This is a genomic window from Hydrogenophaga sp. YM1 (genome assembly GCF_016903055.1).
In the GTDB taxonomy this organism is placed as follows: domain Bacteria; phylum Pseudomonadota; class Gammaproteobacteria; order Burkholderiales; family Burkholderiaceae_C; genus Hydrogenophaga; species Hydrogenophaga borbori.
In genome coordinates this window covers 3,336,578-3,361,374 of the sequence record NZ_CP070223.1, presented here as the reverse complement: position 1 = coordinate 3,361,374, position 24,797 = coordinate 3,336,578, and the positions used below count along the sequence as shown (strand labels likewise).

23 protein-coding genes are annotated in these 24,797 nt (G+C 69.1%); 9 read left to right on the top strand and 14 right to left on the bottom strand.

The window, feature by feature from the left end:
- Nucleotide 1 precedes the first annotated feature (1 nt).
- The 10 genes from leuD to JNX00_RS15765 form a co-directional block, all read right to left on the bottom strand.
- Entirely contained in the window at nucleotides 2–652 is a 651-nt protein-coding gene (gene leuD, locus JNX00_RS15810) for a 3-isopropylmalate dehydratase small subunit (protein ID WP_070397543.1), read from the bottom strand.
- A gap of 11 nt (nucleotides 653–663) precedes the next feature.
- Complete coding sequence (locus JNX00_RS15805; protein ID WP_116959555.1) at nucleotides 664–858, bottom strand: entericidin EcnAB; 195 nt, start codon at nucleotides 856–858, stop codon at nucleotides 664–666.
- A 25-nt stretch (nucleotides 859–883) separates the two neighbouring features.
- On the bottom strand, nucleotides 884–2,305 hold the full coding sequence (gene leuC, locus JNX00_RS15800; RefSeq protein WP_204742849.1) for a 3-isopropylmalate dehydratase large subunit: 1,422 nt from the start codon (nucleotides 2,303–2,305) through the stop codon (nucleotides 884–886).
- 124 nt (nucleotides 2,306–2,429) lie between these two features.
- The gene (locus JNX00_RS15795) at nucleotides 2,430–3,737 is read right to left on the bottom strand and encodes a citrate synthase (protein ID WP_070397546.1); all 1,308 of its coding nucleotides are present in this window, start codon (nucleotides 3,735–3,737) and stop codon (nucleotides 2,430–2,432) included.
- Complete coding sequence (locus JNX00_RS15790; RefSeq protein ID WP_070397547.1) at nucleotides 3,734–4,045, bottom strand: succinate dehydrogenase assembly factor 2; 312 nt, start codon at nucleotides 4,043–4,045, stop codon at nucleotides 3,734–3,736. Before JNX00_RS15790 ends, JNX00_RS15795 begins: the two co-directional genes overlap by 4 nt.
- Before the next feature lie 23 nt (nucleotides 4,046–4,068).
- A complete protein-coding gene (locus tag JNX00_RS15785; protein ID WP_009518810.1) occupies nucleotides 4,069–4,770 on the bottom strand; it encodes a succinate dehydrogenase iron-sulfur subunit in 702 nt (233 codons plus the stop codon).
- Between the two features lie 22 nt (nucleotides 4,771–4,792).
- Nucleotides 4,793–6,598 (bottom strand): succinate dehydrogenase flavoprotein subunit, encoded by a 1,806-nt coding sequence (gene sdhA, locus JNX00_RS15780; protein ID WP_070397548.1) that lies wholly within the window; start codon nucleotides 6,596–6,598, stop codon nucleotides 4,793–4,795.
- 4 nt (nucleotides 6,599–6,602) lie between these two features.
- Nucleotides 6,603–6,968, bottom strand: a complete 366-nt coding sequence (gene sdhD / locus JNX00_RS15775) for a succinate dehydrogenase, hydrophobic membrane anchor protein (protein ID WP_070397549.1) — start codon at nucleotides 6,966–6,968, stop codon at nucleotides 6,603–6,605.
- Nucleotides 6,969–6,988: 20 nt separating this feature from the next.
- Nucleotides 6,989–7,420: a succinate dehydrogenase, cytochrome b556 subunit gene (sdhC, locus tag JNX00_RS15770; protein ID WP_070397550.1), complete on the bottom strand. Its 432-nt coding sequence runs from the start codon at nucleotides 7,418–7,420 to the stop codon at nucleotides 6,989–6,991.
- 159 nt (nucleotides 7,421–7,579) lie between these two features.
- Nucleotides 7,580–8,356 (bottom strand): GntR family transcriptional regulator, encoded by a 777-nt coding sequence (locus JNX00_RS15765; protein WP_070397551.1) that lies wholly within the window; start codon nucleotides 8,354–8,356, stop codon nucleotides 7,580–7,582.
- Between the two features lie 198 nt (nucleotides 8,357–8,554).
- On the opposite strand from JNX00_RS15765, the gene JNX00_RS15760 reads away from it, so the two are divergent.
- The 4 genes from JNX00_RS15760 to acnB are packed head-to-tail and all read left to right on the top strand — an operon-like array spanning nucleotide 8,555 to nucleotide 13,942.
- Nucleotides 8,555–9,541, top strand: coding sequence for a malate dehydrogenase (locus tag JNX00_RS15760; protein WP_070397552.1), 987 nt, complete (start codon nucleotides 8,555–8,557; stop codon nucleotides 9,539–9,541).
- 15 nt (nucleotides 9,542–9,556) lie between these two features.
- Entirely contained in the window at nucleotides 9,557–10,333 is a 777-nt protein-coding gene (gene tam, locus JNX00_RS15755; RefSeq protein ID WP_204742848.1) for a trans-aconitate 2-methyltransferase, read from the top strand.
- A complete protein-coding gene (locus JNX00_RS15750) occupies nucleotides 10,330–11,307 on the top strand; it encodes a CoA ester lyase (protein ID WP_204742847.1) in 978 nt (325 codons plus the stop codon). The genes tam and JNX00_RS15750 overlap by 4 nt, the downstream gene beginning before the upstream one ends.
- A 34-nt stretch (nucleotides 11,308–11,341) precedes the next feature.
- The gene (acnB, locus tag JNX00_RS15745) at nucleotides 11,342–13,942 is read left to right on the top strand and encodes a bifunctional aconitate hydratase 2/2-methylisocitrate dehydratase (protein WP_070397555.1); all 2,601 of its coding nucleotides are present in this window, start codon (nucleotides 11,342–11,344) and stop codon (nucleotides 13,940–13,942) included.
- 102 nt (nucleotides 13,943–14,044) lie between these two features.
- Here acnB and JNX00_RS15740 read toward each other — a convergent pair whose 3' ends face one another.
- The 4 genes from JNX00_RS15740 to JNX00_RS15725 all read right to left on the bottom strand — a co-directional run bounded on the left by JNX00_RS15740 (nucleotide 14,045) and on the right by JNX00_RS15725 (nucleotide 18,299).
- Nucleotides 14,045–15,688: a hypothetical protein gene (locus tag JNX00_RS15740; protein WP_204742846.1), complete on the bottom strand. Its 1,644-nt coding sequence runs from the start codon at nucleotides 15,686–15,688 to the stop codon at nucleotides 14,045–14,047.
- Between the two features lie 134 nt (nucleotides 15,689–15,822).
- On the bottom strand, nucleotides 15,823–16,293 hold the full coding sequence (locus JNX00_RS15735) for a hypothetical protein (RefSeq protein ID WP_204742845.1): 471 nt from the start codon (nucleotides 16,291–16,293) through the stop codon (nucleotides 15,823–15,825).
- 98 nt (nucleotides 16,294–16,391) lie between these two features.
- Nucleotides 16,392–17,132: a hypothetical protein gene (locus JNX00_RS15730; protein ID WP_204742844.1), complete on the bottom strand. Its 741-nt coding sequence runs from the start codon at nucleotides 17,130–17,132 to the stop codon at nucleotides 16,392–16,394.
- A 339-nt stretch (nucleotides 17,133–17,471) separates the two neighbouring features.
- Nucleotides 17,472–18,299 carry a helix-turn-helix transcriptional regulator gene (locus JNX00_RS15725; protein ID WP_239478160.1) on the bottom strand — a complete coding sequence of 276 codons (828 nt, stop codon included), beginning with the start codon at nucleotides 18,297–18,299 and terminating at the stop codon, nucleotides 17,472–17,474.
- Between the two features lie 112 nt (nucleotides 18,300–18,411).
- Between JNX00_RS15725 and JNX00_RS15720 the strand changes: the two genes are divergently transcribed.
- The 5 genes from JNX00_RS15720 (at nucleotide 18,412) to JNX00_RS15700 (ending at nucleotide 24,738) form a co-directional block, all read left to right on the top strand.
- The gene (locus JNX00_RS15720) at nucleotides 18,412–18,825 is read left to right on the top strand and encodes a hypothetical protein (protein WP_204742842.1); all 414 of its coding nucleotides are present in this window, start codon (nucleotides 18,412–18,414) and stop codon (nucleotides 18,823–18,825) included.
- A 104-nt stretch (nucleotides 18,826–18,929) separates the two neighbouring features.
- Nucleotides 18,930–21,683 (top strand): aconitate hydratase AcnA, encoded by a 2,754-nt coding sequence (gene acnA / locus JNX00_RS15715; RefSeq protein WP_204742841.1) that lies wholly within the window; start codon nucleotides 18,930–18,932, stop codon nucleotides 21,681–21,683.
- 56 nt (nucleotides 21,684–21,739) lie between these two features.
- Complete coding sequence (locus JNX00_RS15710; RefSeq protein WP_070397559.1) at nucleotides 21,740–22,666, top strand: trypsin-like peptidase domain-containing protein; 927 nt, start codon at nucleotides 21,740–21,742, stop codon at nucleotides 22,664–22,666.
- A 28-nt stretch (nucleotides 22,667–22,694) separates the two neighbouring features.
- Entirely contained in the window at nucleotides 22,695–23,696 is a 1,002-nt protein-coding gene (locus tag JNX00_RS15705; protein WP_070397560.1) for an AAA family ATPase, read from the top strand.
- Between the two features lies 1 nt (nucleotide 23,697).
- Nucleotides 23,698–24,738, top strand: a complete 1,041-nt coding sequence (locus tag JNX00_RS15700) for a DUF58 domain-containing protein (RefSeq protein WP_204742840.1) — start codon at nucleotides 23,698–23,700, stop codon at nucleotides 24,736–24,738.
- The last annotated feature ends 59 nt before the right edge of the window (nucleotides 24,739–24,797 follow it).

The window sequence follows — 24,797 nt, the reverse complement described above, 5'->3', positions numbered from 1 at the left end:
GTCAGCCGTTGAGGGTGTGGGCCAGCCAGGGCTTGGTGGCCAGGCGCTGCGCTTCGTAGGCGGCGATCTTGTCCTTGTGGCGCAAGGTCAGGCCGATGTCGTCCAGGCCGTTGAGCAGGCAGTACTTGCGAAAGGGCTGCACCTCGAACGGGATTTCCTGGCCATTGGGCTCCACGACCACCTGGCGCTCCAGGTCGATCGTGAGTTCGTAGCCGGGAAAGGCGGCGACTTCGTCGAACAGGCGCGCGACCGTGGCCTCGGGCAGCACGATGGGCAGCAGGCCGTTCTTGAAGCAGTTGTTGAAGAAGATGTCGGCGTAGCTGGGTGCGATCAGTGCGCGAAAGCCGTACTGGTCGATGGCCCAGGGCGCGTGCTCGCGGCTGGAGCCGCAGCCGAAGTTCTTGCGCGCCAGCAGCACCGAAGCGCCCGCGTAGCGCGGCTGGTTGAGCACGAAGTCGGGGTTGGGCTTGCGCACGGCCGGGTCCTGGCCGGGCTCGCCCTTGTCGAGGTAGCGCCACTCATCGAACAGGTTGGGGCCGAAGCCCGTCTTGCGGATCGACTTGAGGAACTGCTTGGGGATGATCGCGTCGGTGTCGACGTTCTCGCGGTCCATCGGGGCGACCAGCCCCTTGTGGAGGGTGAACTTCTGCATGTCGAGGGCGCTTACTTGGAGATGTCCTGGATTTTTTCGCCGGCCTTTTCGATGCCGCGGCCCGTGGCCTGACCGGCTTTCTCGATGCCGCGTCCGGTCGCTTGGCCGGCTTCCTTGGCGTCTGCCTTGACGCCCTGCCAGGTGTTGCACGCCGCCAGCGAGAGCGACAGCGTCAGCGCGGTGACCATCCAGAGAGGGGATTTCATGCGGGTCTCCTGAAGTTGCGGTGGGTCAGGCGAGGGTGCGCACGTCCACGAAATGGCCGTGCACCGCGGCCGCGGCCGCCATGGCCGGCGACACGAGGTGGGTGCGACCACCAGCGCCCTGGCGGCCTTCGAAGTTGCGGTTGCTGGTGGAGGCGCAGCGCTCGCCGGGCTCCAGGCGGTCGGCGTTCATGGCCAGGCACATGCTGCAGCCTGGCTCGCGCCACTCGAAGCCGGCGGCCTTGAAGATCTCGTGCAGGCCTTCGCGCTCGGCCTGGGCCTTCACCAGGCCGGAACCCGGCACCACCATCGCCAGGCGCACGTTCTTGGCGACCTTCTGGCCCAGCTTCTTGACCATGGCCGCGGCCTCGCGCATGTCCTCGATGCGGCTGTTGGTGCACGAGCCGATGAACACCTTGTCGACGAAGATGTCGTTCAGGGGCTTGCCGGGCTCCAGACCCATGTACTGCAGCGCGCGCTCGATGGCGCCGCGCTTGCTGGCGTCCTTTTCCTTGTCGGGGTCGGGCACGCGGGCGTCGATGCCCAGCACCATTTCGGGCGAGGTGCCCCAGGTGACCTGAGGCACGATCTTCGCGGCGTCGAGTTCGACCACGGAGTCGAACGTTGCGTCGGGGTCGGAGTGCAGGCTGCGCCAGTAGGCAACGGCCTGGTCCCATTCCACGCCATTGGGCGAGAGCGGGCGGCCCTTGAGGTACTCGATGGTCTTGTCGTCCACCGCCACCAGGCCGGCGCGCGCGCCGGCCTCGATGGCCATGTTGCACACGGTCATGCGGCCTTCCATCGACAGCGCTCGGATGGCGCTGCCGGCGAACTCGATGGTGTAGCCCGTGCCGCCCGCGGTGCCGATGCGGCCGATGATGGCCAGCACAATGTCCTTGGCGGTGACGCCCTTGGCCAGTTGGCCTTCCACCTTGATGAGCAGGTTCTTGGCCTTCTTGGCCAGCAGGGTCTGCGTGGCCAGCACGTGCTCGACCTCGCTGGTGCCGATGCCGTGCGCCAGCGCGCCGAAGGCGCCGTGCGTGCTGGTGTGCGAGTCGCCGCAGACGACCGTCATGCCGGGCAGGGTGGCGCCGTTCTCGGGGCCGATCACGTGCACGATGCCTTGCCGCTGCGACAGGAAGGGGAAGAAGGCCGCGGCGCCGAATTCGGCGATGTTGGCGTCCAGCGTGGTGATCTGTTCCTTGCTGATCGGGTCGGCGATGCCGGCGTAGCCGCGCTCCCAGCCGGTGGTGGGCGTGTTGTGGTCGGCCGTGGCGACGACCGAGCTCACGCGCCAGACCTTGCGGCCGGCCTGGCGCAGGCCTTCGTAGGCCTGTGGACTGGTCACCTCGTGCACGAGGTGGCGGTCGATGTAGAGGACGGCGGTGCCGTCTTCCTCGGTGTGGACGACGTGTTCGTCCCAGATCTTGTCGTAGAGCGTGCGTCCCATGGCTTGTCTCACAGGGCCTCTGTGGGCCGGGCAAACATTTTAGGCGTCGGAGCGAAAAAAGACGCCCGCCGCGGCTGGATGCCGCGGCGGGCGCAGGGTCAGGTGAAGGGGCGCGGGGGCCGCGTCACTTCTTGGCGCCGGGCACGTCGCGGCGCGGCGAGCCGGTGAACAGCTGGCGCGGGCGGCCGATCTTGTACTCGGGGTCGCTGATCATTTCGTTGAGCTGGGCGATCCAGCCCACGGTGCGGGCCAGCGCGAAGATGCCGGTGAACAGGTTGACCGGAATGCCGATGGCGCGCTGCACGATGCCCGAGTAGAAGTCCACGTTGGGGTAGAGCTTGCGCTGCACGAAGTAGTCGTCTTCCAGGGCGATCTTCTCCAGCTGCTTGGCCAGCTTGAACAGCGGGTCGTTGCCCAGGCCCAGCTCTTCCAGCACCTCGTTGCAGGTTTCCTGCATCAGCTTGGCGCGCGGGTCGTAGTTCTTGTACACGCGGTGACCAAAGCCCATGAGCTTGACGCCGGAGTTCTTGTCCTTGACCTTCTCCATGAACTCGCCAACCTTGGCCACGCCGCCGTTGCGCTGGATGTCTTCCAGCATGTTCAGGCAGGCCTCGTTGGCGCCGCCGTGGGCGGGGCCCCAGAGGCAGGCCACGCCGGCCGCGATGGCGGCGAACGGGTTGGTGCCCGAGGAGCCGCACAGGCGCACGGTGGAGGTGGAGGCGTTCTGCTCGTGGTCGGCGTGCAGGATGAAGATGCGGTCGAGCGCGCGCTCGAGCACCGGGTTGACCTTGTAGTCCTCGCAGGGCACGCCGAACATCATGCGCAGGAAGTTGCCGGCGTAGGACAGCTCGTTGCGCGGGTACATGTAGGGCTGGCCGACGCCGTACTTGTAGGCCATGGCCACCAGCGTGGGCATCTTGGCGATCAGGCGGATGGCCGCGATCTCGCGGTGCTGCGGGTTGTTGATGTCGGTGCTGTCGTGATAGAAGGCCGACAGGCCGCCCACCAGGCCCGTGAGCACGGCCATGGGGTGGGCGTCGCGGCGGAAGCCGCGCAGGAAGAACTGCATCTGCTCGTTGACCATGGTGTGGTTGGTCACGAGCTTGTGGAAGTCGGTGCGCTGCTTGTCGTCGGGCAGCTCGCCGTTGAGCAGCAGGAAGCAGACGTCGAGGTAGTCGCAGTGGGTGGCGAGCTGCTCGATGGGGTAGCCGCGGTACAGCAGCTCGCCCTTGTCGCCGTCGATGTAGGTGATGGCCGACTGGCACGAGGCGGTGGACAGGAAACCCGGGTCATACGTGAACATGCCCGTCTGCGCGTACAGCTTGCGGATGTCGATGACGTCCGGGCCGATGCTGCCGCCGTAGACCGGCAGTTCGACGCTGGGGCTGCCGTTGGAGAACGTCAGGGTGGCTTTGTTGTCGACGAGTTTCATGCAGATTCCTCGGGTGATGGAGTGGAGCGGGCGGCGCGCAGCAAGGCAAGCACTTGCGTCACGTCGTCGCGGTCGATGGCCCCTTCGGGGGGCTTGCGGCCGAGCAGCAGATCGAGCAGGTCGTTGTCCGACAGCTCCATCAGCTGGCCCAAGGCATCGGCCTGTCGCACCGTCAGCCGGTGGGCATGGCGGGCGAAAAAGCGCTCGATGAACAGGTCGTTCTCGAGCAGTCCACGGCGGCACCGCCAGCGCAGCTTGCTGAGGCTGCGCTCGTCGAGCAGGTCGTCAACGGCGGCGGTGGCGTGCATGGCGGGTGGGACGGCGGGCGCGCTCAGACGGCGCGCAACACCATCATTTCCTTGATCTTGCCGATGGCCTTGGTGGGGTTCAGGCCCTTGGGGCAGACATCGACGCAGTTCATGATGGTGTGGCAGCGGAACAGGCGGTACGGGTCCTCGAGGTTGTCGAGGCGCTCGCTCGTGGCCTGGTCGCGGCTGTCGGCGATGAAGCGGTAGGCCTGCAGCAGGCCGGCCGGGCCGACGAACTTGTCCGGGTTCCACCAGAAGCTCGGGCAGCTCGTGGAGCAGCTCGCGCACAGGATGCACTCGTACAGGCCGTTGAGCTCCTCGCGCTCCTCGGGCGACTGCAGGCGCTCCTTCTCCGGGGGGATGCTGTCGTTGACCAGGTAGGGCTTGATGCTGTGGTACTGCTTGAAGAACAGCGTCATGTCGACGATGAGGTCGCGCACCACCGGCAGGCCGGGCAGGGGCTTCAACACGATGTCGCCCTTGAGCGTGTTCATGTTGGTCAGGCAGGCCAGGCCGTTCTTGCCGTTGATGTTCATCGCGTCCGAACCGCAGACGCCTTCGCGGCAGGAGCGGCGGAACGAGATGGATGGGTCCACGGCCTTGAGCTTCATCAGCGCGTCGAGCAGCATGCGCTCGTGGCCGTCCAGTTCGACCTGGATGGTCTGCATGTACGGCTTGGCGTCCTTCTCGGGGTCGTAGCGGTAGATCTTGAATGTGCGAAGCATGTGGGGCTCTCCGGGGGCGTGCTCAGAACGTGCGGACCTTGGGCGGCACGGATTCGACGGTCAGCGGCTTGAGGTTCACCGGCTTGTAGCTCAGCGAGTTGTCCGCGCTGTGCCACAGGGTGTGCTTCATCCACTCGGCGTCGTTGCGGCCCAGCGGGAACTGCGCGTCGTCGGCGGGGCGCTCGTAGTCGTACACGGTGTGCGCGCCGCGGCATTCGCGGCGGGCGGCGGCCGAGGTCATGGTGGCCTGGGCGCACTCGATCAGGTTTTCCACTTCCAGCGCTTCGATGCGCGCGGTGTTGAAGACCTTGGACTTGTCCTTGAGCTCGATCTTGCCCACGCGCTCGCGCATGGCGTTGATCTTCTGCACGCCTTCGTCCATGCCGGCCTGGGTGCGGAACACGCCGGCGTGCTGCTGCATGGCCGAGCGCATGTCGTTGGCGACGTCCTGCGCGTACTCGCCACTGGTGGTGGCGTCCAGGCGGGCCAGGCGCGACAGCGTGAGGTCGGCGCCGTCCTTGGGCACGGGCTTGAAGCTCTTGTTCTTGTCGTTGTACTGGACGATGTGGTTGCCGGCCGCGCGGCCGAACACCAGCAGGTCGAGCAGCGAGTTGGTGCCCAGGCGGTTGGCGCCGTGCACACTCACGCAGGAGCATTCGCCCACCGCGTACAGGCCATTGACCACCTTTTGGCCGCCCGTGCCGTCGGGCACGACGACCTGGCCATTGACGTTGGTCGGGATACCGCCCATCTGGTAGTGGATGGTGGGCACGACCGGGATCGGCTCGCGCGTGATGTCCACGTTGGCGAAGTTCACGCCGATCTCATAGACCGACGGCAGGCGCTTGTGGATGGTGTCGGCGCTGAGGTAGCTGAAGTTCAGCATGACGTAGTCCTTGTTGGGACCACAGCCACGGCCTTCCTTGATTTCCTGGTCCATGCAGCGCGAGACGAAGTCGCGCGGCGCCAGGTCCTTGAGCGTCGGGGCGTAGCGCTCCATGAAGCGCTCGCCCTCGGAGTTGACCAGGAAGGCGCCTTCGCCGCGGCAGCCTTCGGTCAGCAGCACGCCTGCACCGGCCACGCCGGTGGGGTGGAACTGCCAGAACTCCATGTCCTGCAGCGGGATGCCCGCGCGCGCGGCCATGCCCAGGCCGTCGCCGGTGTTGATGAAGGCGTTGGTGGAGGCCGCGAAGATGCGGCCCGCGCCGCCGGTGGCCAGCAGCGTGGTCTTGGCCTCGAGCAGGTAGACGTCGCCCGTTTCCATTTCGAGCGCGGTCACGCCCACCACGTCGCCTTCGGCGTCGCGCACCAGGTCAAGCGCCATCCACTCCACGAAGAAGGTGGTGCGAGCGGCCACGTTCTGCTGGTACAGGGTGTGCAGCATGGCGTGGCCGGTGCGGTCGGCCGCGGCGCAGGCGCGCGGCACGGCCTTCTCGCCGTAGTTGGCCGTGTGGCCGCCGAAGGGGCGCTGGTAGATGGTGCCGTCGGGGTTGCGGTCGAACGGCATGCCCATGTGCTCGAGCTCGTACACCACCTTGGGCGCTTCGCGGCACATGAACTCGATCGCGTCCTGGTCGCCGAGCCAGTCGGAGCCCTTGATCGTGTCGTAGAAGTGGTAGTGCCAGTTGTCCTCGCTCATGTTGCCCAGCGAGGCGCCGATGCCGCCTTGCGCGGCCACGGTGTGCGAGCGGGTGGGGAAGACCTTGGACAGCACGGCCACCTTGAGGCCGGCGCGCGCCAGTTGCAGCGAGGCGCGCATGCCGGAGCCGCCGGCGCCGACGATGACGACGTCGAACTGGCGCTTGAGAAGGGATGCAGAGGCGGTCATGGCGTCAGAGTCTCCAGAGAACTTGAACGGCCCAGCCCAGGCAAGCCAGGAGCCAGACCAGGGTGAACACGTGCAGCACCAGGCGCAGGCCGGCGGGCTTGACGTAGTCCATCCAGATGTCGCGCACGCCGACCCAGGCGTGGTAGGCCAGCGCGATGAAGACGGCGAAGGTCAGGGCCTTCATCCACTGCGCGGCGAAGATCGCGGCCCAGCTGTCGTAGCCGAGCGGGCCGCTGGTGAACAGCACCTTCACCAGCAGCACGAGGGTGAACAGGGCCATGAGGGCGGCGGTGATGCGCTGGGCGAGCCAGTCGCGCGCGCCGTAGTGGGCGCCGGTGACGACGCGCTTGGAACCGTAGTTGACGGACATGGTGTGGGACCTCCCGGCGATCAGTACAGGCCGAACAGCTTGGCGCCCAGCACCACGGTCAGGCCGATGCTCAGCACCAGGGTGACCACGGCGGAGGTCTTGCCGAACTGCTTGCTCACGGCGTCGTGGCTCACGTCCATCCAGAGGTGGCGCAGGCCGGCGATGAAGTGGTGCAGGTAGGCCCAGATGAGCGCCAGCACCACGAGCTTGAGCAGCCAGCCCGGCAGCCAGCCGCCGCCGGCGAAGGCGCTGGTGAAGCGCTCGAAGGAAATCTCGGACGACACCGAGGTGTCGAACAGCCAGACGATCAGGGGCAGGAGCAGGAACATCAACAGGCCGCTGACGCGGTGCAGGATCGACACCCAGCCGGCCGCGGGCAGGCGGTAGGTGGTCAGGTCCTTGAACGCGTTGATGTTGCGGAACTCGGGCCGCTTGCGGGTCAACTCGGGCATGGGAAGGGCTTTCGTGGGGAAGGCTCTCGGGCGGGGAGAGGGATGTAACCCATTGGTAACCGGGGTCACCGGGGCGGGCAAATTCTATTGCAATGCACCAAGCGATGGACTATGCCGGGCCGGCTATGTCCGACTGCGCCGTGGTGGTGCGCGGCGGAATCAGCTCAATTCATTGCGGTAGTGCCGGGCGTCGGTGCGGTACAGGCCGCGCCGCAGTTCCATGGGCGTGTCGTTGTAGGTGTAGGACAGGCGCTCCACGCTGAGCAGCGGGTGGCCCTCGGGGACGCTCAGGCGCTGGGCGGCGTCGGCGTCGGCCGCCACCGCCTTGATTTTTTCGGCCGCGCGCACCATGCGCACGCCGAAGCGCGATTCGAACAGCGCGTACATCGGGCCGGTGTCGCTGGCCAGGGTGTCGAGCGTGAGGCCCTTGAACGGCCCGCCGGGCAGCCAGATTTCCTCCAGGATGGCCGGCGTGCCGCCGAAGGCCAGCACGCGGCGCACCTGCAGCACGGCGTCGCCGCTGCGCAGGCCCAGCGGGCGCGCCACCTCGGCGGGCGCGCGCAGGCGGCGGCAGTCGATGATGCGGCGCTCGGCCGGGCCCTGGTCGTCCAGCGTGCCCTGGTCGGGCAGCAGGCGCAGGAAGCGGAACTGGATGTGCTGCTCGGCGTGCGTGGCGACGAAGGTGCCCTTGCCCTGGCGGCGCACCAGCAGGTTGTCGGTGGCGAGTTCGTCGATGGCCTTGCGCACCGTGCCCTGGCTGACGCGAAAACGCGCCGCGAGGTCGAACTCGCTCGGGATCATGTCGCCGGGTTTCCACTCGCCGGCCTGCAGGCTGCGCAGGATCAGCCCTTTGATCTGCTGGTACAGCGGGCTGAACGCTGGCGCGAGGGCGTCGGGGTCCGGGCTGGGGTCGGGGGAGGTGGGCGTGGTGGCCATGGGAGGGCGTGGTGGCGCCAACATGGGGCGTCGAATCATATCTTATATAAGACATAAGACAAATTGACCGCCTAGGGTTCACCCGGGTAAACTCGCCGACCGTCACCCGACCCGCCCAGCCCGCCCGCCACGCCCTGTTGGCGCGCACCGGCGCCTGCGGCTGCCACGCTTTCCAACCCCATCCCTGGAGTCTTCACCATGACCAAGAAGCCCGTTCGCGTCGCCGTCACCGGCGCCGCCGGCCAGATCGGCTACGCCCTGCTGTTTCGCATCGCCTCCGGCGAAATGCTCGGCAAGGACCAGCCCGTGATCCTGCAACTGCTGGAGATCCCGGACGAGAAGGCCCAGAAGGCGCTCAAGGGCGTGATGATGGAACTGGAAGACTGCGCCTTCCCGCTGCTGGCCGGCATGGAAGCCCACAGCGACCCGATGACCGCCTTCAAGGACACCGACTACGCCCTGCTCGTGGGCGCCCGCCCGCGTGGCCCCGGCATGGAGCGCGCCGACCTGCTGGCCGCCAACGCCCAGATCTTCACCGCCCAGGGCAAGGCCCTGAACGCCGTGGCCAGCCGCAACGTGAAGGTGCTGGTGGTCGGCAACCCCGCCAACACCAACGCCTACATCGCCATGAAGAGCGCGCCGGACCTGCCGCGCGAGAACTTCACCGCCATGCTGCGCCTGGACCACAACCGCGCGGCCAGCCAGATCGCCGCCAAGACCGGTGGCAAGGTCGGCGAGATCCAGAAGCTCACCGTGTGGGGCAACCACTCGCCCACCATGTACGCCGACTACCGCTTCGCCACCATCGGCGGCAAGGCCGTCAAGGACCTGATCAACGACCAGGTCTGGAACGAAACCGTGTTCCTGCCCACCGTGGGCAAGCGCGGCGCCGCCATCATCGAAGCGCGCGGCCTGTCTTCGGCGGCCTCGGCCGCCAACGCCGCCATCGACCACATGCGCGACTGGGCCCTGGGCTCCAATGGCCAGTGGGTCACCATGGGCGTGCCCTCCAACGGCGAATACGGCATCCCCAAGGACGTGGTGTTCGGCTTCCCGGTCACCACCGAAGGCGGCAAGTACAAGATCGTCGAAGGCCTGGCCATCGACGAATTCAGCCAGAAGTGCATCGACAAGACCCTGGCCGAGCTGCAGGGCGAGCAGGACGGCGTCAAGCACCTCCTGTAATTCCCTCCGCACACGATGGCCGACTGGAACCCCGCGCTGTACAGCCGCTACGAGGACGAACGCACCCGTCCCGCGCGCGAGCTGCTGGCGCGCGTTCCGCTGGCCACGCCGCGTTGGGTGGTGGACCTGGGCTGCGGCCCGGGTAACTCCACCGAGCTGCTGGTGCAGCGTTTCCCCGATGCCCGCGTGACGGGCATCGACAATTCCCCGGCCATGCTCGAGAGCGCGCGCCAGCGCCTGCCGGGCGTGGCCTTTTCCCTGGCCGACATCGCCAGCTGGCGCCCCGAGGGCGCGCCCGACCTCATCTACGCCAACGCCGCCCTGCAGTGGGTGCCGGGGCATGAGGCGCTGTTTCCCCGCCTGTTCGCGCTGCTGGCGCTGGGCGGCGTGCTCGCGGTACAGATGCCGGACAACCTCGACGAGCCCAGCCACCGCCTGATGCGCGAGACCGCGGCCCAGCCGCGCTTCGCCACGGCCATCGGCGACGCCAGCCGCGTGCGCGAACCGCGCCGGCCCATCACCACCTACTACGACCTGCTCGCCGGGGACGCCGAGCGGGTGGACGCCTGGCACACGGTCTACCAGCACCGCATGGACTCGGCCGCCGCCATTGTCGAGTGGGTCAGCGCCACGGGACTGCGGCCCTTCATCGATCCGCTGGACGCCGCCCAACGGTCGGACTTCCTGGCCGACTACCAGGGCCGCATCGCCGCCGCCTACCCCACCCGCGCCGATGGCCGACGGCTGCTGGCCTTCCCGCGCCTCTTCGTCGTGGCGCAGCGCCCGTCATGAGCCGCCCGCGCGACGTCCTGCTCGGGCCCCAGGCCGGCGCCATCGCGCTGCCGGTCTGCGACCACTACAGCGGCGTCGAGGCGCGCATGCGCAAGAGCCTGGCGCTGCAGGCCGAGCTCACGGCCGAGTTCGGCGCCTGCGTGTTCGACGTCACCCTCGACTGCGAGGACGGCGCTCCGGTCGGCGGCGAGGCCGAGCACGCGGCGCTGGTCACCGAGCTGGCGCTGTCGGCCCCCGCCGGCGCCCGCGTCGCGGTGCGCGTGCACGCGGTCGACCACCCGGCCTTCGAGGCCGACGTCGCCCACATCGTCGGGCGCGCCGGCGCGCGGCTCGCGCACGTGATGCTGCCCAAGGTCGAAACCGTGGCCGACGTCGACCGCGCCGCCGTGCTGCTCGACGCCGCCGGCGCACCGCAGCTGCCGCTGCACGCGCTCATCGAGTCGCCCGCGGCCGTGCACCGCGCCTTCGACATCGCCGCGCACCCGCGCCTGCAGAGCCTCAGTTTCGGCCTGATGGACTTCGTCTCCGCCCACGGCGGCGCCATTCCCTCGGCCGGCATGACCTCCGCCGGCCAGTTCAGCCACCCGCTGGTGCTGCGCGCCAAGGTCGAGATCGCCAGCGCCTGCCACGCGCACGGCAAGGTGCCCGCGCACGGCGTGGTCACCGAGTTCAAGGACCTCGCGGCGCTGCAAAACAGCGCGCGCCGCGCCGCGCACGAACTCGGCTTCACCCGCATGTGGAGCATCCACCCCGACCAGATCCGCCCCATCCTCGCGGCCTTCGCGCCCGCCGCCGATGAGGTGGACGAGGCCGCCACCGTCATCGAGCGCGCCGCCGCCGCGGCCTGGGCCCCCGTGCAGGTGGCCGGCCGCCTGCACGACCGCGCCAGCTATCGCTACTTCTGGCAGGTGCTGGAGCGCGCGCAGCGCACCGGCCGCCGCCTGCCCGAGGCCGTGCACGCCCTGTTCACCTGATCCTTTTTTTGCCTGTCCCCACGGAGAACCTGAGATGTCCAACTTCCTCGCCGACTACCGCGCCCACGCCGCCGAACGCGCCGCGCTGGGCATCCCGCCGCTGCCGCTGTCCGCGCAGCAGGTGGCCGAGCTGATCGAGCTGATCAAGAGTCCGCCGGCCGGTGAAGACGCCTTCCTGCTGGACCTGCTCACCCACCGCGTGCCGCCGGGCGTGGACGACGCCGCCAAGGTCAAGGCCAGCTTCCTGGCCGCCGTGGCGCACGGCGACCTGAAGGTGGGTCTGGTGAGCAAAGCCAAGGCCACCGAGCTGCTGGGCACCATGGTGGGTGGCTACAACGTGCACCCGCTGATCGAGCTGCTCGACGACGCCGAGGTGGCGGCCGTGGCCGCCGACGGCCTGAAAAAGACGCTGCTGATGTTCGACTACTTCAACGACGTCGCGGCCAAGGCCAAGGCCGGCAACGCCAAGGCGCAGGAAGTGATGAAGAGCTGGGCCGAGGCCGAGTGGTTCACCAGCCGCCCCGAGGTGCCGAAGTCCATCACCGTCACCGTCTTCAAGGTGCCCGGCGAGACCAACACCGACGACCTGTCGCCCGCGCCCGACGCCTGGAGCCGCCCCGACATCCCGCTGCACTACCTGGCGATGCTGAAGAACACGCGCCCCGACGCGGCCTTCAAGCCCGAGGAAGACGGCAAGCGCGGCCCGATGCAGTTCATCGACGACCTGAAGAAGAAGGGCCACCTCGTGGCCTACGTGGGCGACGTGGTGGGCACGGGCTCCAGCCGCAAGTCGGCCACCAACTCGGTGATCTGGGCCACCGGCCAGGACATCCCCTTCGTGCCCAACAAGCGCTTCGGTGGTGTCACGCTCGGCGGCAAGATCGCGCCGATCTTCTTCAACACGCAGGAAGACTCGGGCTCGCTGCCGATCGAGGTGGACGTCTCCCAACTGGAGATGGGCGACGTGATCGAGGTGCTGCCCTACGACGGCAAGCTCACCAAGAACGGCAGCACCGTGGCCGAGTTCAAGCTCAAGAGCGACGTGCTGTTCGACGAGGTGCGCGCTGGCGGCCGCATCAACCTCATCATCGGCCGCAGCCTCACCGCCAAGGCGCGTGAGTTCCTGGGCCTGCCGGCGTCCACCGTGTTCCGCCTGCCGCAGGCGCCCGTGGCCACCAAGGCCGGCTTCACGCTGGCGCAGAAGATGGTCGGCCGCGCCGTCGGCCTGCCCGAAGGCCAGGGCGTGCGCCCCGGCACCTACTGCGAGCCGCGCATGACCACCGTGGGCAGCCAGGACACCACCGGCCCCATGACGCGCGACGAACTGAAGGATCTGGCCTGCCTGGGCTTCAGCGCCGACATGGTGATGCAGTCCTTCTGCCACACCGCCGCCTATCCCAAGCCCGTGGACGTGAAGACCCACCGCGAGCTGCCGGCCTTCATCAGCAACCGCGGCGGCGTGGCCCTGCGTCCCGGCGACGGCGTGATCCACAGCTGGCTCAACCGACTGCTGCTGCCCGACACCGTGGGCACCGGCGGCGACTCGCACACCCGCTTCCCCATCGGCATCAGCTTCCCGGCCGGCTCCGGCCTGGTGGCCTTCGGTGCCGCCACCGGCGTGATGCCGCTGGACATGCCCGAGTCGGTGCTGGTGCGCTTCAAGGGCCAGATGCAGCCGGGCGTGACCCTGCGCGACCTGGTGCACGCCATTCCCTACGCCGCCATCAAGGCCGGCCTGCTGACCGTGGCCAAGGCCGGCAAGAAGAACATCTTCTCGGGCCGCATCCTCGAGATCGAGGGCCTGCCGGACCTGAAGGTGGAACAGGCTTTCGAGCTGTCCGACGCTTCGGCCGAGCGCTCGGCCGCCGGCTGCACGATCAAGCTCAACAAGGAGCCGGTGATCGAGTACCTGAACTCGAACGTCGTGCTCATGAAGAACATGATCGCCGAGGGCTACCAGGACAAGCGCACGCTGGAGCGCCGCATCCAGAAGGTGCAGGAGTGGCTGGCGAACCCGCAGCTGCTCGAGGCCGACAAGGACGCCGAGTACGCCGCGGTCATCGAGATCGACCTGAACGAGCTCAAGGAGCCCGTGCTCTGCTGCCCCAACGACCCGGACGACGCCAAGCTGTTGTCCGACGTGGCCGGCACCAAGATCGACGAGGCCTTCATCGGCTCGTGCATGACCAACATCGGCCACTTCCGTGCCGCGGCCAAGCTGCTCGGCGGCCAGCGCGACATCCCCGTCAAGCTGTGGGTGGCGCCGCCCACCAAGATGGATGAGAGCGAGCTCATCAAGGAAGGCCACTACGCTGCCTTCGGCACGGCCGGCGCGCGCACCGAGATGCCGGGCTGCAGCCTGTGCATGGGCAACCAGGCGCAGGTGCGTGAGGGCGCGACGGTGGTCTCCACCAGCACGCGCAACTTCCCGAACCGCCTGGGCAAGAACACCAATGTGTTCCTGGCCTCGGCCGAGCTGGCGGCCATCGCCTCCAAGCTGGGCCGCATCCCGACCGTGGCCGAGTACCACGCCGAGATGGGCATCATCAACCAGGACGCCGACAGCGTGTACCGCTACATGAACTTCGACCAGATCGAGGAGTACGCGGAAACGGCCAAGGGCGTGACCGTCTGAATGGCGGCGGCCGCTCGGCCGCGCTGAATTGGCCATGGCGCCACCCGGTGGGGTGGCGCCATTGTTTTTGGGGGGCCGCGCCGCGTGGGCTTGGCCCTCAGGTCACAAGGCAATGCCGTGGTGGGCGGCCACCGCTTTGATGGCCTGGATCTGCTCCAGCGCAGCGGTGCTGCGGATGTCCAGCTCGTCCATGTGAACCAGCTCGGCGGGGGTGGCGGTGCCCGCCTTCTTTTTCTCATAGAGGCGCGACCATTCTTCCGTGGCTTGCCTGTGCAGCTTGTCCTGTTGGTCTTTGCTGTGCGACAGCAGGGCCATCCGGCCTTGTGAAGCGGTGGCTTGCTTGAGCTTCTCTTCCAGATCGGCGATGGCCAGGGCGTGCTCGGTCATCAGCTGCCCTCTCAGTTGCACCTGCTTGGCGAGGTTCGCCTTGATCGGGTCGTCCTGACGGTCCCTGTCCTGATTCGCGCCGGTTTGCGGGCGCTGCGGCTTGACAGGCGCCACTTTGACGGGCGGCGATGCCGCCACGGTCGGCTGCTTGGCGACCGGTGGCTGTTTCGCCCCGCGTGGCGTTGTATTGCCCAAGGTCTGCGACAGGCTGATCCCGTCGCCACCCGCGCTGGAGGCGTCCACGCTCGACGACTCTCCCGCGTCGTCCGAGCTGTCGTCGCTGTCGCTGATGCTGGTGGAGGACGACGGGGGGATCTTCACCCGCGAGGTGTTCGAGGAGGTGGCGCGTGGCGTCGATGTCGAACCGCCGGAATCGGCATCCGAAGAGGAGGGGCCGGCGGTGCTGGTGCCCGGCTTCACCAGCGATGACAGGCGGGTGATCGGCCGGTGCCGTCCAGCGTTTCTCCTGGTCAAGGGATCGAAGGTGGATGGATCGTCTGGCCTCGGCTGGCTCTTTGTCATCTGCTGCAACCGTGTCAGCTCGGCCTGCTTGGCACTGTCGGCCTGGCGCGCCAGCGCGGCCGCCTTGATGGCCTGGGTGTCCACGGGTGGCGCGCTGCCGCCCAGGCCGGCCGACGCCATGATGGTCTGCGACGCCTGAATGGCGGTGACGCTGGCGTCGAGGTAGAAGTCGAGCAGCCCCTTGACGGCACTCGGCGGCAAGCCCTGCTGTTCGCACAGCGCCAAGACGAAGTCGTGCATGCCCAGGCAGAACACGCCGAGCCTGGTCTGCTGCTCGACACCCGTCTTCGCGGTGTCGGCGGCGGTGGGGGCCGGGGGCAGGCCCGCTGCGGCGCCTGCGCCATTCAGGAAGGGGTTGTTGCTGTGGGGCGGGGCAGGCGCGGGCTGCTCTGGCGAAAAACCGGCGCCGTTGACGAATGGGTTGGTTTGTCGGGCCAACGCCGCTTCATATTGGCCGTTGATGAAAGGGTTCAGGAAAGGGTTGTTGCTCTGGGGCGCAGCGGGCTGATCGGTCTGGCCGAATATTTGTGGCACCGCCTGCCCATCGGCGGTTGGCTGAGCGTAGGGCCGGTGGGGATCCAAAAAAGGGTTTCCTGTGGTCTGCCACGGCGGCGGCCGATGGACCGGCGAGTCGGTGGGCTGTGCCGCCGGCTGGGGAATCGCCTCCGTTCCTTGGGAAAAGGGATTGTCGGGGTTGACGGTGAAATGCCCGTTTCCCGGCGCCGCGGCGCCAGCCGGATGGCCCAAATTGGCCTGACCGTTGTTGATGGGAGGAGCGGCCTCGGCCTTCGTTTTGTCGCCGGCCCATTGGCTGAATTGATTCAGGTTGTCCGCCATCAGCTTGTCGGCGGTGGTTCTTGCTGTTGGTGCCGGCTTGTTCGCGGTGGCGGTGGGTCGCTGGGATGAAACTCGATGGGCACACATGGGAATCGGTGAGAGGAGGGTTGCTGGGTGCAGATTGGGTGGGGTCGTTACCCGTGGCGGTCAAGGCGGTGTTCGATGCCAGGGGGAAAGGCGTGGCCGGCGGAAAAAATGTCGGCGTCGCTTTGCAATTCCTCCCGCCACTCCTTCACTTGCGCCACCGTGGCGCTGATCAGGCCCGCCAGCCAGGCCGGCCCGGCCGATTCGTCGCTGGGCGGTGTGGCGGTGAGGCAGACCAGGGTGGTCTTGCGCAGGGGGTGGAAGCCGAAGCGCAGGTTGGGGTGGTCGGCGGTGCTCAGCTGCAGCGAGAGCAGCCGCTCGTGCACCGGTGCGCGCTGCTCGGCCCCGAAGAGCGCGATCTCGGCCAGCAACAGGAAGTGCGGGCGCGGTTCCTTGTGCTGGATTTCGATATGAACACCGTCCAGGGTGACGGTGTGGCCCTGGCCCAGCGAGAAGGGGTCGGGCAGGCCCAGTTCCAGGCTGGCGCGGTGGCACAAGGTACTCAACTGGTCGGTGTTCATGGCGGGCACCTGGGGTGGAGGTTCGGCTTGAGTGGCCGGTGCCGACAGGGGGTTCCGGCCGCCCGCGCGGGGCGGCTCGGCCGGATGGCCGGTTCAGCTCATCTCTTGGACCGGCCGACGCGAACACCGGGCTCGGACCACCAGCGCTTGAGCTTCTCTCGCAGCCCACCTTCCTTTTTCGAGGGGTGGGCGGTTGGCAAGTCCTTGCCGGCCCCAGCGGGGGCCGGCCGCGGCACATCCCCCTGGCTGGCGGAGCGCGTGCGCGCGAAGACGCCCGCCTTCCAGGCCGTGGCGCTCCCTTGCCGCGCCGAGGCCGCCTCAGCCTTCGCCTGAGGCGGCGCGTACTTGTCGTTCAGTGCCCGCAGTTCCCCCACCAGTCCGGGATCGTTGTCGAGGTCGAAGTCGACGCCTTCGTGCGCGCCGCTGGTGCCCGACGGCGGTGGTGCCGTGGCCCCGGTGCCCGATGGCTCCTGGCGCGTGTGGCTGGCTGGCGTTCGCCCATCCGGGGCGGCGCGCCCATTCATGGTGGGTGGCAACTCATCGCAGGCGGGCGCGGCGGGCGCGCTTGGGGGGGTGGCGGAGTCGTGGCCGAACATCTCTTGCCTGATCTGCTCCCAGGTGGTGCCCGGCGGCGGCGAGAGATCGAAAACGACGTCCTTGAAGACGGATGCCGCTTCGTCTTCGTGCTTGTCCTCGTGCTTGTCTTCCGGGTTCTCCGCCCGGTACCTGGCCAAGAGTTCCCTGGCGTTGCCTGACCGGGGCCCTGGTGTCTTCGGCGCCGGCTGCGACAGGCCGGCATCGGCGTCGCTGCACTGCAGGTTGGGGGCGTTCGGTTCCACGGGGGGCGACGAGGGCTCGGTGCCCTGGGTCGTCGCGGGCTCGACCGTGGGCTTGGTGGCCGGTGTTGCAGGCGCAGGCCTGCGCAGAACCTTGGGTTGTTGCGACGGGACGGGGTGGCGGGCACCCGTCGCAGGGAGAGTGGTGACTGGCATGAGGACCTCGGGGCGAAGAAGCACAGGGCAAGGCGCGTGGGCAGGTCGCTCCCGCGTCGCTCGCTACGGGTGGCGCATAGGCCACTGCTGCTTGTGTCGGGTGGCCCCCGAAGGCGGTTCCGGCCGGCCACCCCCCGTGGCCCGACCGGATGGCCGAGTGCGAACGGCCGGTGCCGCGCCGATGGCTCAGGCCGCCGCCGCCATGGCGCGCAGCCGCTCGGCCGTGGCCTCGTCGGCCGGGAAGAAGGTCTCCAGCGCCAGTTCCTGCAAGGTGATGTCCACCGCCGTGCCGAACACGGTGGTGGTGCTGATCAGGTTCAGTTCTCCCAGCGGCGTGTTGAAGCGAAAGGGCATGAGCACGCCCAGGTGCTCGCCGGGCAGGGCGTGGTGGCCGTCGCCGTCGCCGCCAGCCGGGGCGGGCAGGGCGCGCAGTTGCTCGGCCAACTCGGCCAGGGCGGCGTCGCCGGTGGTGGCGATCTGCTGGCGCAGGCGCTCCAGCAGGTGCTCGCGCCACTGCGGCAGGTTGTGAATGCGCGGCGCCAGGCCCTGCGGGTGCAAGCTCAGGCGCAGCACGTTCACGGGCGGCTGCAGCAGTTCCGGCGCAATGCCTTGCATCAGCAGCGGCACCAGCCGGTTGTGCATCACCAGGTTCCAGTGGCGGTCCATGGCCAGCGCGGGCCAGGGCTCGTGCGCGTCCAGGATGCGCTGCACGGCGGCGCGCGCCGCCGCCATGGCCGGGTCGTCGAGCGCTCGCTCGCGGTACATGGGCGCGAAACCGGCCGCCACCAGCAGGGCGTTGCGCTCGCGCGGCGGCACCTGCAGGCGCTCGGACAGGCGCATCACCATCTCGCGGCTGGGGCTGGCGCGGCCGGTTTCCACGCAGCTCAGGTGGCGCGTGGAGACCTCCGCCTGCAGGGCGAGTTCGAGCTGGCTCAGGCGGCGTCGCTGGCGCCAGTGGCGCAGGTGGTCGCCGAAGGGCAGGGGGGCGGCGTGGTGGGGGCGGTGGGCGTGCATGGCCGCATGGTAGGCCGGGTGGGGGCGGCGGCCATGACCTGGCAGGTCATGGACCCGCTGCTGGGGGACCGACACGATGGGCGCCATGTTCAACCCCTCTCAGGAGCCCGACATGAGCCTTTCGACCTTGCGCCTCTCCAACCCCCAGCTGCGCCGCGTGCTCGCGCTGGACGCCATCGCCGGCGCCGGCACCGCCGTGCTGCACCTGGCCTTCGCCGGCTCGCTCGCGGGCTGGCTCGGCCTGTCCGAGGGCCTGATCACCGCCGCCGGCTGGGCCTTGCTGGCCTACATCGCGCTGGCGGCGATCCTGGCACGCCAGGTGATGCCTGCGCGCGGACCGCTCATGGTGCTGATCGTGGGCAACGTGCTCTGGGGTGTCGCCTGCCTGGCCCTGGCCTGGGGCGGTGACAGCGGCGTGACGGCGCTGGGCCAGGCCTACCTGACGGTGCTGGCGGTGGCGGTGCTGGCCCTGGCCGACCTGGAGTTCCTGGGCTGGCGCGCGCCGGTCCAGCGCCTGGCGGTCTGATCCCAGCCGGCTTCCCGGGGCAAATCGCCGCCGCGCTTGCGGTGGCGCCAGAAGATCGCAGAATGGCCCTTGACCCGCACGGAACGATCTTCAGGAGCCACCGCATGGACGCCCCCACGAGCTACGCCCACCCCTTCGCCCAGACCGTCAAGACCTTCACCCCCGCGGCCGGCAAGACCGGCCGCCTCTATTCCCTGCCGGCGCTGGCGCGCGAGTTTCCCAACGTCAAGCGCCTGCCGCATTCCATCCGCATCGTGCTGGAAAGCGTGCTGCGGCACTGCGACGGCGAGCGCGTGACGCGCGAGCACGTGGCGCAGCTGGCCAACTGGAAGCCCAAGGCGGCGCGCACGGACGAGATCCCCTTCACCGTGGCGCGCGTGGTGCTGCAGGACTTCACCGGCGTGCCCCTGCTGGCCGACCTGGCCGCCATGCGCAGCACCGCCCAGCGCCTGGGGCGCGACCCCAAGCGCATCGAGCCCCTGGTGCCGGTCGACCTGGTGGTGGACCACTCGGTCATGGTCGACCACTACGGCACCAAGGACGCCCTGGACCTGAACATGAAGCTGGAGTTCATGCGCAACCTGGAGCGCTACGGCTTCATGAAGTGGGGCATGCAGGCCTTCGACACCTTTGGCGTGGTGCCCCCGGGCTTTGGCATCGTGCACCAGGTGAACCTGGAGTACCTGGCGCGCGGCGTGCACCTCAAGGGTGGGCTGTACTACCCCGACACGCTGGTGGGCACCGACAGCCACACCACCATGATCAACGGCATCGGCGTGGTGGGCTGGGGCGTGGGCGGCATCGAGGCCGAGGCTGCCATGCTGGGTCAGCCGGTGTACTTCCTCACGCCCGACGTGGTGGGCTTCGAGCTCACGGGCCGCCTGCGCGGCGGCGTCACGGCCACCGACCTGGTGCTCACCGTCACCGAGATCCTGCGCCGGCACAAGGTGGTGGGCAAGTTCGTGGAGTTCTTCGGCGAGGGCACGGCCTCGCTCACGCTGCCCGACCGCGCCACCATCGCCAACATGGCGCCCGAGTACGGCGCCACCATGGGCTTTTTCCCGGTGGACGGCAAGACCCTGGAATACTTCCGCGGCACCGGCCGCAGCGCGGCCGAGATCGACGCCTTCGAGGCCTACTTCAAGGCCCAGGGCCTGTTCGGCGTGCCGCAGCGCGGCGACATCGACTACTCGCAGGTGATCACGCTGGACCTGGGCACCGTGGCGCCCAGCCTCGCGGGCCCCAAGCGCCCGCAGGACCGCATCGAACTCGGTGACGTGTCGCGCCGCTTCACCGAGCTGTTCAGCGCCCCCATGGAGCAGGGCGGCTTCAAGCAGCCGCCGGGCAAGCTGGCGCAGGCTTTTCCCGCCGGCAAGGGCGTGGACCTGAAGAACGGCGACGTACTGATCGCCGCCATCACCAGTTGCACCAACACCAGCAACCCCAGCGTGCTGCTGGCCGCCGGCCTGCTGGCCAAGAAGGCGGTGGAAAAGGGCCTCAAGGTGCAGCCGCACATCAAGACCTCGCTGGCGCCGGGCTCGCGCATCGTCACCGAGTACCTCACCAACACCGGTCTGCTGCCCTACCTGGAGCGGCTCGGCTTCGCGCTCGCGGGTTATGGCTGCACCACCTGCATCGGCAACGCGGGCGACCTGAGGCCCGAGTTCAACGCCGCCATCACCGACAACGACCTGGTCTGCGCGGCGGTGCTCTCGGGCAACCGCAACTTCGAGGCGCGCATCCACCCCAACATCAAGGCCAACTTCCTGGCCAGCCCGCCGCTGGTGGTGGCCTACGCCATCGCGGGCACCGTCACCACCGACCTGATGACCCAGCCGGTGGGCACCGGCACCGGCGGGCAGGCCGTGTACCTGGGCGACATCTGGCCCACCAGCGACGAGATCCACGCGCTGATGAAGAGCGCCATGAACGGCAAGGCCTACCGCGACAACTACGCCCGCGTGAAGACCGAGCCTGGCGAGCTGTGGGAGCGCATCCCGGGCCTGAGCGGCACCACCTACGACTGGCCCAAGAGCACCTACATCGCCGAGCCGCCGTTCTTCCAGGGCTTCGCGCTGGACGCGATGGACGCCCAGCGCCCGGTGGCGGTGCATGGCGCGCGCATCATGGCGCTGTTCGGCGACTCCATCACCACCGACCACATCTCGCCGGCCGGCAACATCAAGGCGTCCTCGCCCGCCGGCCTGTGGCTGCAGGCGCACAAGGTGCTGCCGGCCGACTTCAACAGCTACGGCGCGCGCCGCGGCCACCACGAGGTGATGATGCGCGGCACCTTCGCCAACGTGCGCATCAAGAACCTGATGATCCCGCCGCTGGCCGACGGCACGCGCGAGGAGGGTGGCTTCACCCTGCACCAGCCCTCCCCGGCGGCGGCCGCCGCCGGTGCGCGGCCCGAGAAGCTGCCCATCTACGACGCCGCCATGCGCTACGTGGCCGACGGCGTGCCCACGGTCATCTTCGCGGGCGAGGAGTACGGCACCGGCTCCAGTCGCGACTGGGCGGCCAAGGGCACGCAGTTGCTGGGCATCAAGGCCGTGGTGGCGCGCAGCTTCGAGCGCATCCACCGCAGCAACCTGGTGGGCATGGGCGTGCTGCCGCTGCAGTTCAAGCCGGGCGACTCCTGGGAGTCGCTGGGCCTGCGCGGCGACGAAACCATCGACGTGCTGCCGCACCCCGAGCTGACGCCGCAGAGCGACGCCACGCTGGTGATCACCCGTCCCGACGGCCAGCGGCGCGAGATCACCGTCACCCTGCGCATCGACACGCCCGTCGAGGTGGAGTACTACCGGGCGAACGGCATCCTGCCCTACGTGCTGCGGCAATTGTTGACCGCTTGAGCCGGTCGGCGCATCGCGGCATCATGTGACCCACAGCTTCTTCGTCGGGGGTCGCGATGCGAAAGACAGCGAAGTACAGCCCCTCGCGCCGCGCGGCCCCGCCGGTCGACGCGCTGCCGGGGGTGCAGGCCATCGAACCGGCCGCCGAGGCGGCCGCGCCAGCGCGGCCCGTTCGCCGCTGGCGCAGCGCCCTGGCGCGCGGCGCGGCCAGCCCGCGCTTCATGTGGGCGGCCATCGCCCTGCTGTCCATCGCCCTGATCGCGCTGGTGTGGCAGCGCCAGGCGGGCGGCGCCGCCGCGCTCACGCAGAAGGACATCGACGCCGCCGTGCTGCGCACCCTCACCACCCAGGTGATGCCCTCGCCGGCCGCGCGGGCGGCCGAGAAAATCCGCCCCGCCGTGGTGCGCGTGTTGTCCTACGGCAAGGATGAGAAGGGCAAGGAGAGCGAGCAGGGGGTGGGCACCGGCGTGGTGATCGTCGACAAGGGCGTGATCCTGACCAACCTGCACGTGGTGCAGGGCGCCGACCGGCTCAAGATCACCTTCGCCGACGGCAGCGAATCGGGCGCCACCGTCACCGGGGCGCAGCCCGAGAACGACCTGGCCGTGCTGCAGGCCCAGACCATCCCCGACGACCTGATCGCGGCCACCCTGCGCTCCACCAACGACCTGAACGCCGGCGACCAGGTGGTGGCGGTGGGCTTTCCCTTTGGCATCGGGCCCTCGGTGTCGGCCGGCGTCATCTCCGGCTTCGACCGCGAGTTCAAGTCGCCCGAGGGCAAGCAGGTCATCGGCAACCTGATCCAGTTCGACGCCGCGGCCAACCCCGGCAATTCCGGGGGCCCGCTGGTCACCATGGACGGCGAGGTGGTCGGCATCGTCACCGGCATCCTCAACCCCACCAGCGCCCGCACCTTCGTGGGCATCGGTTTTGCCGTGCCCATCGAAAGCGCCGCCAGCGCCGCGGGCCTGCCCCCGTTCTGAGCCCCCCATCCACCGACCGGAGCCCTTCATGAGCGACACCAACGCCCCCGAGACCGCCCAGCTGATGGAAGAGATCCTCTACGAGGTCAAGCGCGTGGTCGTCGGCCAGGACCGGTTCCTCGAGCGCGTGATGGTGGGGCTGCTGGCGCAGGGCCACCTGCTGGTGGAGGGCGTGCCCGGTCTGGCCAAGACGCTCACCGTGAAAACGCTGGCCGAGGCGATCCAGGGGCGCTTCAAGCGCATCCAGTTCACGCCCGACCTGGTGCCGGCCGACCTGGTCGGCACGCGCATCTACAACCAGAAGACCGGCGATTTCAGCACCGCGCTTGGCCCGGTGTTCGCCAACCTGCTGCTGGCCGACGAGATCAACCGCGCGCCGGCCAAGGTGCAGAGCGCGCTGCTGGAGGTGATGCAGGAGCGCCAGGTGACCATCGCGGGCGAGACGCACCCCGTGCCGCGGCCCTTCGTGGTGATGGCCACGCAGAACCCGATCGAGACTGAAGGCACCTACCCGCTGCCCGAGGCGCAGGTGGACCGCTTCATGATGAAGGTGCTGGTGGACTACCCCAGCGACGAGGAGGAGTACGTCATCGTCGAGCGCGTCACCGGCCCCGCGGTGCGGGTGAACGCGGTCGCCACCACCGAACAGCTGGCCGCGCTGCAGGCGCTGTGCCGCGAGGTCTACGTGGACCCCTCGCTGGTGCAGTACGCGGTGCGCCTGGTGTCGGCCACGCGCTACCCGGACAGGCACGGCATCAAGGACATGGCCGGTCTCATCACCTTCGGCGCCAGCCCGCGCGCCACCATTGGCCTGGTGGAAGGCGCGCGCGCCCTGGCCATGATGCGCGGCCGCGCCTACGCCCTGCCCGAGGACATGGTCGACCTGGTGCCCGATGTGCTGCGCCACCGCGTGGTGCTGTCCTACGAGGGCCTGTCCGAAGGCCTCACCAGCGATGCGCTGATCGCGCGCATCATGAAACACATCCCGCCGCCAGCGCGCCCGCTGGAAGCGGAAAAGCGCGTGGCCTGATATGTTCAAGCGCCTGTTCGGCCGAGCCCCCACCGCGCCCCCCGGCGAGGCGGGGAGGGCGCCCGCCGCGCAGCGCGCCGATGCGCTGCTGCGCCAGTTGGAGTGGACCGTGCTGCGCCGGCTCGACGGCCTGCTGCAGGGCCACTACAAGACCCTCATGCGCGGCAGCGGCCTGGACCTGGCCGACCTGCGCGAGTACCAGCTGCACGACGATGTGCGCCACATCGACTGGAACGTCACGGCGCGGCTGCAACAGCCGCACGTGCGGGTGTTCACCGAGGACCGCGAGATGGCGGCCTGGTTCCTGCTCGACCTCAGTCCCTCGGTGGATTTCGGCTCGGGCGAGCAGCGCAAGATCGACGTGCTGCTGCGCTTCACCGCGGTGCTGGGGCGCCTCATCTCGGGCCAGGGCAACCGCGTGGGCGCCATGGTGTACGGCTCGCGCGGCCGCGCGCGGGTGGAGGCCATGCTGCCGGCGCGCGGCGGGCGCCTGCACGTGCTGCGCCTGCTGCAGATGCTCATGCCCGCCTCGGCCGGGAAAGCGCCCGCGCCCGCCGGCAACGCCGCCACGCGCCTGGGCGACCTGTTGCGCAGCGCCGTCTTCACCGTGCGCCAGCGCAGCACCGTTTTCGTGGTGTCCGACTTCATCAGCCAGCCCGGTTGGGAACGGCCGCTGGGCGAGCTGGCGCGCCGCCACGACGTGGTGGCCGTGCGCCTGGTCGACCCGCTGGAGCTGGAGTTGCCCGACCTGGGCCTGATCCCCATCCGCGACGCCGAAACCGGCGAGCAGATCGTGGTCGACACGAACGACAAGGGCTTTCGCCAGCGCTTCGCGCGGATCGCCGCGCAGCGCGAGGCGCAGTTGCGCGACAGCCTGGCGCGCGCTGGCGTGGACACGCTGGAACTCGCCACCGACGAGGACCTGACCGACGCGGTGCTGCGCTTCGTGGACCTGCGCGAGCGGCGCGTGCGCCACGGTGCGCTCGGGCGGCCCATGCCCACGCAACTGCCTCGCCGAACCCGAGAAGGAGTGCGCGCATGAGCACCGCACGGCCGCCCGAAGGGGCACGCACCGCAGCGCATCGCGCGGAGGTTTTGCTA

Coding starts and splice junctions, on each gene's coding strand:
- leuD (WP_070397543.1), bottom strand. CDS start 652: ATGCAGAAGTTCACCCTCCACAAGGGGCTGGTCGCCCCGATGGACCGC.
- JNX00_RS15805 (WP_116959555.1), bottom strand. CDS start 858: ATGAAATCCCCTCTCTGGATGGTCACCGCGCTGACGCTGTCGCTCTCG.
- leuC (WP_204742849.1), bottom strand. CDS start 2,305: ATGGGACGCACGCTCTACGACAAGATCTGGGACGAACACGTCGTCCAC.
- JNX00_RS15795 (WP_070397546.1), bottom strand. CDS start 3,737: ATGAAACTCGTCGACAACAAAGCCACCCTGACGTTCTCCAACGGCAGC.
- JNX00_RS15790 (WP_070397547.1), bottom strand. CDS start 4,045: ATGCACGCCACCGCCGCCGTTGACGACCTGCTCGACGAGCGCAGCCTC.
- JNX00_RS15785 (WP_009518810.1), bottom strand. CDS start 4,770: ATGCTTCGCACATTCAAGATCTACCGCTACGACCCCGAGAAGGACGCC.
- sdhA (WP_070397548.1), bottom strand. CDS start 6,598: ATGACCGCCTCTGCATCCCTTCTCAAGCGCCAGTTCGACGTCGTCATC.
- sdhD (WP_070397549.1), bottom strand. CDS start 6,968: ATGTCCGTCAACTACGGTTCCAAGCGCGTCGTCACCGGCGCCCACTAC.
- sdhC (WP_070397550.1), bottom strand. CDS start 7,420: ATGCCCGAGTTGACCCGCAAGCGGCCCGAGTTCCGCAACATCAACGCG.
- JNX00_RS15765 (WP_070397551.1), bottom strand. CDS start 8,356: ATGGCCACCACGCCCACCTCCCCCGACCCCAGCCCGGACCCCGACGCC.
- JNX00_RS15760 (WP_070397552.1), top strand. CDS start 8,555: ATGACCAAGAAGCCCGTTCGCGTCGCCGTCACCGGCGCCGCCGGCCAG.
- tam (WP_204742848.1), top strand. CDS start 9,557: ATGGCCGACTGGAACCCCGCGCTGTACAGCCGCTACGAGGACGAACGC.
- JNX00_RS15750 (WP_204742847.1), top strand. CDS start 10,330: ATGAGCCGCCCGCGCGACGTCCTGCTCGGGCCCCAGGCCGGCGCCATC.
- acnB (WP_070397555.1), top strand. CDS start 11,342: ATGTCCAACTTCCTCGCCGACTACCGCGCCCACGCCGCCGAACGCGCC.
- JNX00_RS15740 (WP_204742846.1), bottom strand. CDS start 15,688: ATGGCGGACAACCTGAATCAATTCAGCCAATGGGCCGGCGACAAAACG.
- JNX00_RS15735 (WP_204742845.1), bottom strand. CDS start 16,293: ATGAACACCGACCAGTTGAGTACCTTGTGCCACCGCGCCAGCCTGGAA.
- JNX00_RS15725 (WP_239478160.1), bottom strand. CDS start 18,299: ATGCACGCCCACCGCCCCCACCACGCCGCCCCCCTGCCCTTCGGCGAC.
- JNX00_RS15720 (WP_204742842.1), top strand. CDS start 18,412: ATGAGCCTTTCGACCTTGCGCCTCTCCAACCCCCAGCTGCGCCGCGTG.
- acnA (WP_204742841.1), top strand. CDS start 18,930: ATGGACGCCCCCACGAGCTACGCCCACCCCTTCGCCCAGACCGTCAAG.
- JNX00_RS15710 (WP_070397559.1), top strand. CDS start 21,740: ATGCGAAAGACAGCGAAGTACAGCCCCTCGCGCCGCGCGGCCCCGCCG.
- JNX00_RS15705 (WP_070397560.1), top strand. CDS start 22,695: ATGAGCGACACCAACGCCCCCGAGACCGCCCAGCTGATGGAAGAGATC.
- JNX00_RS15700 (WP_204742840.1), top strand. CDS start 23,698: ATGTTCAAGCGCCTGTTCGGCCGAGCCCCCACCGCGCCCCCCGGCGAG.